10 protein-coding genes and 1 pseudogene are annotated in these 10,984 nt (G+C 57.2%); 4 read left to right on the top strand and 7 right to left on the bottom strand.

Going from position 1 to position 10,984, the window contains the following annotated elements; translation table 11 throughout:
* Nucleotides 1-120: 120 nt before the first annotated feature.
* The 4 genes and pseudogenes from AWB64_RS06365 (at nucleotide 121) to AWB64_RS06345 (ending at nucleotide 4,711) form a co-directional block, all read left to right on the top strand.
* Nucleotides 121-1,371: a hypothetical protein gene (locus AWB64_RS06365; protein ID WP_060817732.1), complete on the top strand. Its 1,251-nt coding sequence runs from the start codon at nucleotides 121-123 to the stop codon at nucleotides 1,369-1,371.
* 58 nt (nucleotides 1,372-1,429) lie between these two features.
* A pseudogene (locus AWB64_RS32190) lies at nucleotides 1,430-2,776 on the top strand (type II toxin-antitoxin system HipA family toxin).
* Between the two features lie 559 nt (nucleotides 2,777-3,335).
* The gene (locus tag AWB64_RS06350) at nucleotides 3,336-4,007 is read left to right on the top strand and encodes a hypothetical protein (RefSeq protein ID WP_063493168.1); all 672 of its coding nucleotides are present in this window, start codon (nucleotides 3,336-3,338) and stop codon (nucleotides 4,005-4,007) included.
* On the top strand, nucleotides 4,004-4,711 hold the full coding sequence (locus AWB64_RS06345) for a hypothetical protein (RefSeq protein ID WP_060817728.1): 708 nt from the start codon (nucleotides 4,004-4,006) through the stop codon (nucleotides 4,709-4,711). The genes AWB64_RS06350 and AWB64_RS06345 overlap by 4 nt, the downstream gene beginning before the upstream one ends.
* Before the next feature lie 415 nt (nucleotides 4,712-5,126).
* Here AWB64_RS06345 and AWB64_RS06340 read toward each other — a convergent pair whose 3' ends face one another.
* The 7 genes from AWB64_RS06340 to AWB64_RS06310 are packed head-to-tail and all read right to left on the bottom strand — an operon-like array spanning nucleotide 5,127 to nucleotide 10,978.
* The gene (locus AWB64_RS06340) at nucleotides 5,127-5,486 is read right to left on the bottom strand and encodes a RidA family protein (RefSeq protein ID WP_060817727.1); all 360 of its coding nucleotides are present in this window, start codon (nucleotides 5,484-5,486) and stop codon (nucleotides 5,127-5,129) included.
* The gene (locus tag AWB64_RS06335) at nucleotides 5,483-6,895 is read right to left on the bottom strand and encodes an FAD-dependent oxidoreductase (RefSeq protein ID WP_060817726.1); all 1,413 of its coding nucleotides are present in this window, start codon (nucleotides 6,893-6,895) and stop codon (nucleotides 5,483-5,485) included. The genes AWB64_RS06340 and AWB64_RS06335 overlap by 4 nt, the downstream gene beginning before the upstream one ends.
* Nucleotides 6,892-7,197: a (2Fe-2S)-binding protein gene (locus AWB64_RS30795; RefSeq protein ID WP_075643246.1), complete on the bottom strand. Its 306-nt coding sequence runs from the start codon at nucleotides 7,195-7,197 to the stop codon at nucleotides 6,892-6,894. The genes AWB64_RS06335 and AWB64_RS30795 overlap by 4 nt, the downstream gene beginning before the upstream one ends.
* Nucleotides 7,175-8,386, bottom strand: coding sequence for an NAD(P)/FAD-dependent oxidoreductase (locus AWB64_RS06325; RefSeq protein ID WP_341845197.1), 1,212 nt, complete (start codon nucleotides 8,384-8,386; stop codon nucleotides 7,175-7,177). Before AWB64_RS06325 ends, AWB64_RS30795 begins: the two co-directional genes overlap by 23 nt.
* Entirely contained in the window at nucleotides 8,296-9,090 is a 795-nt protein-coding gene (locus AWB64_RS06320; protein WP_060817723.1) for an ABC transporter permease, read from the bottom strand. The genes AWB64_RS06325 and AWB64_RS06320 overlap by 91 nt, the downstream gene beginning before the upstream one ends.
* Nucleotides 9,090-9,941 (bottom strand): ABC transporter permease, encoded by an 852-nt coding sequence (locus tag AWB64_RS06315; protein ID WP_060817722.1) that lies wholly within the window; start codon nucleotides 9,939-9,941, stop codon nucleotides 9,090-9,092. The genes AWB64_RS06320 and AWB64_RS06315 overlap by 1 nt, the downstream gene beginning before the upstream one ends.
* Nucleotides 9,941-10,978 carry an ABC transporter ATP-binding protein gene (locus tag AWB64_RS06310; RefSeq protein WP_060817721.1) on the bottom strand — a complete coding sequence of 346 codons (1,038 nt, stop codon included), beginning with the start codon at nucleotides 10,976-10,978 and terminating at the stop codon, nucleotides 9,941-9,943. Before AWB64_RS06310 ends, AWB64_RS06315 begins: the two co-directional genes overlap by 1 nt.
* Between the last annotated feature and the right edge of the window lie 6 nt (nucleotides 10,979-10,984).

Genomic DNA, 10,984 nt, shown 5'->3' with positions numbered 1-10,984 from the left:
ACCGAACTACCGCAGCGTGCAGCGGATGCCGATATCAGCGATCTGTTGCCGTTCAACGTTGCCAAGCCGCGCGACGTTTTGGTTCCTGCATGATCTAGCCCTACGCGCCGGCTCATTGTGGTGTGCGTTAATTCGCGCTTACCTTTCTTCAAGCAAGTCGATGCTCTCATCTTCCAGCGCGGCATCATCGTGGAAGACCTAGCTAAGCGCGCCGACATGACCCCGGACCAGCTCAAAGAGACGCTGAGAAGTGAGCATGATGTCGCCATCTCGACGCTAAACAGCCTCGCCGCTGCTTTAGATTCGGAGTGGGTGCTTGTACCACGAGAGCATTTGACGGCAGTACGCCGACTTCTCGACGGCAGCGGTGCGGTCCCTGACTTTGCAGCCTTGAGCGCAGCGGAACTCTACCTTGCGACCCGGCTTGGCGCCCGAGACTCTGAAGCGGTAAATGAAGCTGCTTCCGACAACGCTCCGGTCCACCGTCAAAAGAATCAAAACGATAAAAAAGCCAAGCTCGATTCTGAGACCGACCCGCACGCCGACTTGGTTAAGAGCGGAGCGTTGATTTCCGAAGAAAGCTTGCGTAAGCAGCTCGGAATAAGCGCCACACGAATGGAGGCCTTGGTAAGCGATGGGTCCATTTTCGCACTTGACGTCGATAGTCGGAAAGTCTATCCAGCAATTCTCTGCAATTCCGCCTTGTGTCTTGACCGTCTCTGGAAAATCGCAAAAGTAATCGTACCTGCGCCGCCCGCTATGCGGCTTGATTTTCTGACGCAGGCATGCGCCGCGCTTGAGGACCGAGCCCCCGTGGACTTGCTGGACGACGACCGTGACTACAAGCAACTCCGAGCATATGCAAAAGGATGGGCTTCAGAATTTTCTCGCACAGCCGTAGTGGTCTGGGATGCTGATACGCGCGAAGAGCTATCGCTGGCGAAGCCAATCTACACCTGCTCAGCGGCACTCGACCCGCGCCGTCCACTGTGGCGACGCGCGTTGATTGCAATTCGCGCCCCCGGCTATACGCAGCCCGTCGAAGCTCCGCCCGCGCTAGCGTCCATGGTCATTGTTGTCGAGCGCGCCGTAGCTGGCCAAGAAGGTACTGTGCCCGAAGCTGGATTCGTGTGTCATTTACGGGGGCGGATTCTCGCGACGACCGTGCACGCTAGTGACGGTGCTGAAATCAGTCACGAGATGAAGTTGACGACGAAGCAGCCGACTGTAGTCGATGTCGCCGACGCATTATTTACTTTGCTTGGGAAGGTGAATCGCCGGGCAGACTTGGCGACTAGCAAGGTGCGTACGAAAAAGGGACCTGTGGCTGGACTGAAAAAGACCTCTTCGCGGAGAAGGCACAAAGGCTGAAGAGGCATGCCCTCTCTGAAATGAGAGCATAGCTCTAGAACTGGTGTGGAAGACAACCATGACAACGAACAACACAGAGCTAGCTGTGTTCGCACATATCGGCGGGCGTTGGGAGATTTGCGGTCAGCTCATCTTAAGAGAAGAGCTTGGTGAACTCCGGACCTCGCTATTCGAATACAACGAATTTTATCGCCGTGGCGAACGTTCTACAGCGCTTGACCCAGTCGACCTATCCTTCTCAGAAACGCCCGGCCCGACGAATAACTTGTTGGCACCGAAAAATGGATTACCGTATTTTGGCGCGCTGCGGGATGCGACGCCGGATGCTTGGGGACGCCGCGTAATCGAGTCGAAACTCGGCGGGGAGTTGAACGGCCTTCCAGAATCGCAGTACGTCTTGCATGCAGGTAGCGAACGGGTGGGAATGATTGATGTCCGACAAACTGACGATGACCTTCCTTCTGAGCAACGCGACCATTGGTCGAATCTCCAGAACCTCGCACAGGCAGCGGAGCTCGTAGAAGAAGGTTTGCCCGTCTCCGGCAAACAACGGGACATTTTTGCACAAGGCGTCGGTCTCGGCGGTGCGCGACCTAAGGCGTCTATTCGCGACGAGAAAGGCATTCTTTGGCTTGCGAAATTTTCAAGTCGAGGAGACAGATTCGCAATACCCAGTATCGAATGCGCGACTCTAAAAATGGCTGCGAAAGCAGGTATCCGTGTTCCCGACGTGAAGACCTCGCGTCTCGGTGAACGGCAATTGATGCTGATTCGCCGCTTCGACCGTTTCTGGAAACATTCAGGCGATGCAAGGCTCGATGAAGGAAGCCGGATGTCGAGCGTTCCGGGAGGCGGATGAATAGAACACCGTACCCCATTCATCAGCGCGCTTAGTCTAATGGGTTGCGATGAGTCTGAGTCTCGAAACGTGAAGTACTCCAACTTGGCGGAGATGATGCTCCATTACTGCCATGCCGCCGTCGTTCGAAACGACATGCATGAGTTGTATCGGAGGATGATTTTCAATATTCTCACGACGTGTGATGACGACCACCTGCGAAACCACGCCTTCATATGGGACGAAGCAATCGGTGGATGGCGGCTGAGTCCTCTGTACGACGTTGTACCGCGACCTAGTATCTCGAGTGAGCGGTATCTCCACCTAGGCGTAGGCACGCAGGGGAGGCTCGCGACACTAGATAACGCACTGACCGAGCATCGCGCATTCGGTCTGTCCCAGCAAGCAGCCGCTGAAATCGTTTCGGAAGTCTGGGAAGTCGTGCGCAACTGGCGCACTCATTTTGTGGAATCGGGCGTTGAGGGAAAAGACCTACAGACAATCGCTTCAGCGTTTCGCGTCATCGATGAGATAGCAAGCAACAACGTTCGGCGCGTCTTGCCATGACAAAGCTGCCGTCAGTTCTACATGGTCGCTTTAAGCAACAGGTAGTAGCCTGCTGGCCGACTATCAAAGAGCGAATCGTCCGCTGAATTCAGCGAAGCGACTGCGATTCGCTCGCCAAGCTAGACAGAGCCCGTTGAGGCTCCTAAAGCGCCATCGGAGCTGGTCATCGTTGTCGAGCGCGCCATGGCCGGCCAAGGTGGTGCTGTGCCCGAGGCCGGATTCGTATGTCACGTACGAGGGCGAGTCCTCAGGATGACAGTGCATGCGGGTGACGGAACCGAGAGTGTTCACGAGCGGAAGTTGACGACGAAGCAGCCAAGCGTCGTCGATGTCGCCAAAGAGCTTTTCACTTTGCTTGCGGAACTGAATCCAAGCGCAGACTTAAAGAGACGTGGCCCCATCGCTGCAAGGAAGCGCCGTTAGGCTGCGCGGCAATTTGCCGTTCGTGCCCGACGATGCCTGCCGGACTATAGAATGTAGACGTGTACTACGCTTTCGACGCGGAGCCCTCATTGCCAGCGCGGTGGGGGACCAACGGCGGCAAAAAAAGGACCATGAATTGGAAAACTACCCGGACATTGAGGTTTTTCAAGACCTCGTAATACGCAGCAACGGCGGCGTCGCCGCGTTGCGAGATGGGCTTGTGCAAACTGCAGCTTGGCCCTGGCAACGCGATACTGAGGTGGAGGAGCGCCTCCGTCGGACTGCAGCGAGCCAAGGGGAGACGATGATTGTCTTCCGGCGCGCCGAAAGCGACGGAGTCCACGCAGCCACAGTCATGCTGTTCCCTGATAGTGAATTTACCTACAAGGTCACGAATATCGTGCCGACTGTGAAGTCGTCACTCAGCGAACACGAGTACAACCTCGTTCTGCGAGACTTTGTGCGCCGCGTTGTGACCGCTGTGGTTGAACCGAATGACATCGATATCCAGTTGTCGAAGGAATATCAAAGTCCTCTGAACTGGACCAGCCCTGAATCAGCCGAAGCGCTCATGCAATTTAGCTTCGCCGCCAATAAATCGTACGCGGCCAGTCATCCGCTCGACCGAAATCGATGGATGACCTTCCTTATCGAGGAACATCGGTCTGGGTCTGAGGAACTCACCCCGAGCCGGCTGGCGGCATGGTTGGTAAAGGCTGAGCTCTGGCCGGAAGATGTTGCTGACAGCCTTGCGTCAGAGTTCGAATCTGCGCAGGAGCTCCTTTCGTTCTACGACGACCATAGATGATGGCGTTCGACGCGGCGTACATCGACAGCACGGTAGCGTCTGGCGTTCCGGTCTTGTGTGCAGACACCTGCTCCATTCTCGACATCATGCGAGACCCGACGCGCGACTCCGTTCGCCCAACCGACGTGGAAGCGGCACTGCGGCTTATTGACGCGATGGAAGGCGAAAGAACACGCGGCCTCGTTGCTCATCAGGTCACGCTCGAACTCAACGACCATCTCGGTCATGTCGCAGACGAAGCTGCCAGAGCGATGGATGCCTTTGTCGGACGTGCCACGCGCATTGGAGCGATAGCGCAGGCGTTCGGTACCGGAACTGGCATCGATATCAGCTATCTGAGTGGTCATGCAGAGCGCGCGCGTGATGCTGTCGACAGGTGGATGGGCGCGTCGACCGTGATACCACAGGCGCAGGAGGTGCCGGGGCTTGCGTGGTCAAGAATGAGTCAACTTCGCACGCCAGCCCAGAAGGGCAAGGATTCAATGAAAGACTGCGTCGTCACGGAGACGTACCTTGCTGCGGTGCGCCAGTTACGTGAAGCTGGGGTGGTAGCGAGGATTGTCTTCCTTTCTTCGAACATCAAGGACTACACCGGTAAGGAAGCATCTGGAAATCTCAACGCCGACATCGAAGCGGAGTTCCAGGCGTTGGACATTCAGTATGCGAAGAGTGCTTCACATGCCGGGTATCTGCTCACTCTCTGAGCCGGACCGGCAGTCCGTCCTCGGCCCCTTCCAGCTAGTGCGTGTTCTGCGTTTGGCGCCATGAATAACAAATGGGGCGCGTTGTTTTTAGTTGCGGGTATGTCGCATCGAGCCAAGCTTCTTCGTCCAGCTGGCTTTCCAGCCAAACCAGTTCACCTAATACGGACTCAAACAACTCAAGGTTCAGAATCGGGGAAGGCAAACCGCTTCGCGAATGCCGGACGGTTCTTGGTGCAAAGAACGGCCGTTGTACGACTTCCCAATATGTGTACAGCACGTAAAGCCTCTACGGAATCAACCGAATAACCGGTTCATGGGGTTACAGTTTTGAAGTCAGGCTTTGCCGGCCCGCGCCGCAAACGCGAGACGCGTTCCGGAACGAGCGGCAAAAACTAAGCCTGTTGCGACGTACCGGTTACCCAGCGGCAGCCGTAACTGTCATTTCGACTAGCAGCTCCTCCGAGGCCAGGTGCGCCTGGACGGTGGAGCGTGCCGGCGCTGCGCCGTTCGGCATCCACGCCTCCCAAACCTCATTCATCCCTGCGAAATCGCGGATATTTCGCAGGTAAATCGTCGTCGTCAAGATTCTTGAACGGTCGGTTCCTGCCTTTTCGAGCAGTGCGTCGACTCGAGAAAGCACTTCGCGCGTCTGAGCGGCAATGTCACCTGCTCCAGCTCCCTTGGCGGTTTGGCCGCAGAGATACACGATGCCCTCATGACGAACAATCTTGCTCATCCGAGCGTTGGTCTCAATTCTTTCGATTTCAGTGGTCATTCCGAAGCGTCCTCATTGATTGTTGCTTCGCTAGTGCTGACATCAAGCGCTGCGAGTGAATGTAGCGGGATGGGTTTAATTGGTGCCCGGACGCGATAAGCTCCGATGTCTTGCGGTGCGACACCGCGAGCCTCGGCCAAAATCTGCGTCACGGTGATACCGCACATGCGTCCCTGGCAGGGACCCATACCGCACCGACTGAAGAATTTGGTCTGATTCGGGCCTGCACAGCCGAGTGTTGCCATTTCGCGCACCCGGCCGGCGTCCACTTCTTCGCAACGGCAGACGAGCGTCTCGTCGGGCGGCGAGCCAATCCATGCGGGCGGTCGATAGAGCGCATCAAGGAACGGACGAACGGCACGCTCGCTCTTCAGCCGTTTGGTCCAAGGCGAAGCCTGCTTATCGCGCTCATTGGCATCAATGCGGCCTAATGCATGAGCAACGCCCAGTGCCGCGAGTGTGCCCGTCGCCTCCGCAGCGCGCGCGCCGTCAATGCCGCCACCGTCGCCGGCAATCCACACACCTTCAAGGGCACTCTTTCCCCAGCTATCCCGAGCGGGAATCCAGGCGAGTTGTGTGTCGCTCCACTTATGCTCCAACCCTAACAAGCGCGTAAGCTGCGAGTTTGGGACAACACCGTGATGGAGGAGCGCGACGTCTGCTTTCAACACGACGTCCTGTCCGCGATGCTTGAAATGCACCTCACGCACGCGATGTTCACCCTCAATCGAGACAGCGGTCACACTCTTGTACCAAGGTATGCCGGCTGAGCGCAGCTTTGCCAGCATGCGCAGCCCTTTGAAAAGCGGCTTGGGGGCTCGGAGCGCAGCAGGAAAATGCCGCATCGCGCGCGTGCGGTTTTCGTTCGGCGCAGTCTCGACGATTGCGACCAAGTTCGCACCAGCGGCAAGCAACTGGCAACCGACGAGAAGCAGCAACGGGCCGGCACCCACGAGAACAATCCGTCCGTCCGGAACCGAAGGACCCGACTTAAGTGCGATTTGAGCGGCACCCGCGTTCAGCACACCGGGCAGCGTCCAGCCCGGAACGGGCGATGGTCGCTCCTGCGCACCGGTTGCGATAAGCAGGTGCGGCGCCTGAAGGCGCTCGGACCGGCCGTTCATATTCACGGTGACGTTTCGCTTCTGGTCGACGTCCCAGACCAATGCGCCTGACCGAACATCAACCGCGGTCTTGTTCAGCCGGGTCACCAGCGCGCCACCTGCGACATAGTCTGGCCCCAGGAGTGTCTTGACCGTAGAGTCGACTACGCCGACGTTCCGATAAATCTGCCCACCAGGTCGAGGCTGCTCGTCGACAAGCGCGACTTTCAATCCCAGTTCGCTGGCGGTAGCGGCGGCCGCCATTCCTGCAGGGCCGGCGCCAATCACTATCAGGTCATGCGTCATTTCACGTCTCCTGCGCGACGAGCACCGTTTTGCAGGCGCACATCCATACCTTCCCTGACTTCAAGCATGCATGCCTGGACATTTGGCTGGCCATCGACCTCGACGAGACACTCGAAGCAGACGCCCATGAGGCAAAGCGGCGCTCTCGGCGAATTGGAAACAGGTGTCGTGCGAGTATGGTCGATACCGGAATCGAGCAACGCGAGCGCGAGTGTGTCGCCCTCACGCGCTTCAATAGTTCGGCCCTCAACGGTCAGTGTGACGGCTCGCCGTGGCTTTTCAGTTTGTAGAGGTCTGAACATGGAAACGATTTGCTCTGAAAGATTGAATGCCGTCGGGCTCCGTTGCGCCGCATATCCAGTCTGATATGGCGCCGGCATGATGTGCGGCCAAGGTGATTCCGCTGTGGCAAGTAACGAGATACGCTCCCGGGCACTTTTCCGACACGTCGTATATCGGATAGCCATCCGACGTCATGACGCGCAAGGCTCCCCACGCACGAACCACATTGACGGTCTTGAGAAGCGGGAAATATCGCTCCGCGTTCCTTGCAATCCGCCCAAGCTCCTTGACGGTCGTTGCGTCATTGAAACCAACGTCTTCTTTCGAGTCGCCAATCTGAATCACGCCTTCGCCCGTCTGGCGCACGTGCAGCGTAGGGTACCGAAGGAACGGCTGCATCCTCTCGGTCACAAGGATTTGACCGCGTACAGGTTCGACGGGCGCATGCAGGCCAACCATAGGCGCCAATGTGCGATTGCCCAAGCCGGCTGCAAGGACAATGCGGCCTGCCGAAAACAGGCCTTTCTGCGTTCGGACCTGGAATTCGCCTGCGCGATAGTCGATTGCTTCTACGCTGGCACCGGTGGTCAACTTGCCACCGAGATTCGTGAAGCCTTGAACCAGCGAACGAAGAAGTCTCAGCGGGCTCACGTGTCCATCCAGAGGCGAGAAAATTGCCCCGGCGACTTCGGGGCCGACTTCCGGAATACGTGCTCGTACCTCTGCCGCGCTAAGGCGTTCGTAGGGGTAATCGACGCCCAACGAATCGCGAATCCGATCCATGTCGCCTGCCCAGCGAGTCAGTTCGCTCTCGCTGAAACTCATGCGCATTCCGCCGACTTGCGAGAGCTGCACCTCAACGCCTGACCGCTGGGTCAACTCTGCGGCAAACTCCGGCCACAGCGCGGCAGATGACAGACTCCATCTTGCGTACTCTGGCTTCGCAGCGCCCTTCCCTTGCACCCATACCAAGCCAAAGTTTCCTCGAGTAGCGCGAAAGACATCGTCGCCCTGGTCCATCACAGTTACCCGCTTCCCAGCTCGCGCCAGACCGTAGGCAACAGACATGCCACTTACACCTCCGCCGATGACCAGTACGTCATTTGAAGAGTCGGTTTTCATGTTTTTCCCGAAAGAACGCGGTCGAGCCCAAACAGGCGGTCGAGCGCGATTAACAGCAACAGCGTCATTGCAATAAGAACCGTGGATACCGACGCCAGAAGGGGGTCGATGGTATTGGCGATGTAGTTGTACATCTTGACCGGAAGGGTCTCGGTCGCTGCAGAGCTGACAAAGATGGACATGGTCAATTCGTCGAAGCTTGTGACGAACGCAATCAACCAACCACCTGCAACGCCGGACATAATCAGGGGAAGCTCAACGCGACGAAACGCGGTCCATCCGGATGCACCTAAGGTCTGCGCCGCATACGTTACCGAACGGTCGAATCCCGCCGCTGAAGCGACGACGAGTCGCAACGCATAGGGCAAAATGACGAGGACATGCCCCAAGAGCAGCGTCGACATCGAGCCCGAAACCTTCAGTTGGGAAAAGAAGCGCAGGAGCGCAATGCCCAACACTACGTTCGGCACCATGAGAGGCGCGAGGAGCAGGCTCATGATTGCGTCGCGTCCCCAGAACCGGAACCATGCAATCGCAAGTCCTGCGGGTACAGCTAACAGTGTTGCGATTGTTGCCGCACTAGCGGCGAGGCCGACGCTTCGTTCAAATGCCGCGATAAAGTCAGGCGCATCGAGTATTGCGCGATACCAACGCAGCGATGCGCCAGAAAATGGCATCGCGACGTACCCTTTGTCTGTGAAAGAGACGAGCACGACTACGACGAGTGGCGCGAGCATAAAGCAGGCGAACAACCCGTGAAACACAAGAAGGTACGGAGGCAATTTTCTCATCAGAACACCTGCCTGTAGCGACGTTCGATGTACCGGCCAACACCAACAGAAATGAGCAAAACCGCCGCCATCAGGACTACAGCGATTGCTGCGCCCAACGGCCAGTTGAGGTTGCTCAATATTTCGTCATAGATAGTCGTTGGAACGACCTTGAGTCGGCGACCGCCAATAATTGCTGGTGTAGCAAACGCACTCGCAGTCAATGCGAACACGACCAGTCCCCCTGAAAGCACACCGGGAATCACTTGCGGCACAACGACTCTGCGCAACACGGTCAGTGACGAAGCACCCAACGTTTCAGCTGCGCTTTCAGTTGAAACATCCATCTTCTGCAAAGAGGTCCAGACCGCCAGCACCATGAACGGCACCTGCACATGGACGAGCGCCACAACAACGCCGGAGAAGGTGAACATCATCCTCACCGGTGCATCGACGAGGCCCAGCTTCAACAAGAGAGAGTTAAACAGCCCTTCATTGCCTAACAGCACTGCCCACCCGAGAGTGCGTACGACAACGGACATGAGCAGTGGCCCGAGCACGACGAACATCGACAATGCTCTCCATCGCGGTGAAAGACGACTGAGAACATATGCCTCTGGAACCCCGATTAGGATGCACAGAAACGTCACTACGACCGACAGTTCAAAAGTCCTCGTGAAGATGCCGCGATAGTATTGGTCGCCGAACACCTGCGTGTACTGATACAGCGTCATGCCCGTGCTGTCGGTCGGCGGCGTCTGGAACAAGCTCTGCGAGAGCGTTAGAACGAGCGGAATCGCAACGAACGCCAGCATCAACAATGACGCTGGGGTTGTGAGCCAGTAAGGTAGTCGATTGCGAACGGTGTCCATCAGGCTTCACCTTTCGCGACGACGCTCACATGCTCCTGCTCCCAATAGAGACCGACCTTTGTCCCTTCGGCTGCGGGAGGAATACCGCTGTTAATCTGCGCGTATTGAATGACACCAAGCGATGTTTGGACGTTCAGCAACCAGTGATTGCCGAGGAACGTGCGCGCGACAATCTCGCCAGAAACGTACGCGCCGTCGTTGCTCTCACGAATTTTCTCAGGTCGCACGATGTAGTCGACTTTGCCTGTCGGCGCGTTGTTCGCGCAAGGCAAGCGGAGTCCATCAAGCTCAACGGCGCCGCCAGCATTAAAGCCGCTAAGGACGTTGGCCTTGCCGAGAAACTTCGATACAAAGCTTCCGTTGGGTGCTTCGTACATATCGAATGGCGTCGCGACCTGCTGTACAGCGCCTTTGTTCATCAAGACAACGCGGTCAGCCAATGTCATCGCTTCGGCCTGGTCGTGGGTCACCATGACGGTGGTGATGCCGAGACGCTGCTGCAGTGCCCTCAACTCCACCTGCATGTCTTCCCGCAATTTCGCATCGAGCGCGCCCATAGGCTCGTCGAGGAGAAGCACGCGAGGTTCGATAACAAGTGCACGCGCCATGGCGACGCGTTGACGCTGACCACCTGAGAGTTCACGGGGATATCGGTCACCAAACTTCTCAAGATGCACCAGTGCGAGCGCATCTCGCACCCGCCTCTTCCGTTCATCGGAAGACACCCGGCGCATCTCAAGACCGAAACTGACGTTCTGTTCGACGGTCATGTGCGGAAACAGGGCGTAGCTCTGGAAGACGATACCGAGGCCCCGCGCGCTCGGTTTTACGTTCGTTATGTCCTCGCCATCGAGCAGAATCCTTCCGGACGTAGGTGCAACGAGACCAGCCACCATTTGCAACGTCGTTGTCTTTCCACAGCCAGACGGCCCAAGCAGGCAGACGAACTCACCCCGCTCAATGGATAGAGTGCATTCTTCGACCGCTACAAAGTCGCCGTACCGTTTAACCAGGCCGTTCAGCTGTAAATAACTCACGCTCGC

The sequence above is a fragment of the Caballeronia sordidicola genome (assembly GCF_001544455.2).
In the GTDB taxonomy this organism is placed as follows: domain Bacteria; phylum Pseudomonadota; class Gammaproteobacteria; order Burkholderiales; family Burkholderiaceae; genus Caballeronia; species Caballeronia sordidicola.
This window is presented reverse-complemented; position numbering and strand designations above follow the sequence as displayed.

Bases quoted from the DNA above. Each gene is read 5' to 3' on its own strand.
- AWB64_RS06345 (WP_060817728.1), top strand. From the start codon at position 4,004: ATGATGGCGTTCGACGCGGCGTACATCGACAGCACGGTAGCGTCTGGC.
- AWB64_RS06340 (WP_060817727.1), bottom strand. From the start codon at position 5,486: ATGACCACTGAAATCGAAAGAATTGAGACCAACGCTCGGATGAGCAAG.
- AWB64_RS06335 (WP_060817726.1), bottom strand. From the start codon at position 6,895: ATGACGCATGACCTGATAGTGATTGGCGCCGGCCCTGCAGGAATGGCG.
- AWB64_RS30795 (WP_075643246.1), bottom strand. From the start codon at position 7,197: ATGTTCAGACCTCTACAAACTGAAAAGCCACGGCGAGCCGTCACACTG.
- AWB64_RS06320 (WP_060817723.1), bottom strand. From the start codon at position 9,090: ATGAGAAAATTGCCTCCGTACCTTCTTGTGTTTCACGGGTTGTTCGCC.
- AWB64_RS06315 (WP_060817722.1), bottom strand. From the start codon at position 9,941: ATGGACACCGTTCGCAATCGACTACCTTACTGGCTCACAACCCCAGCG.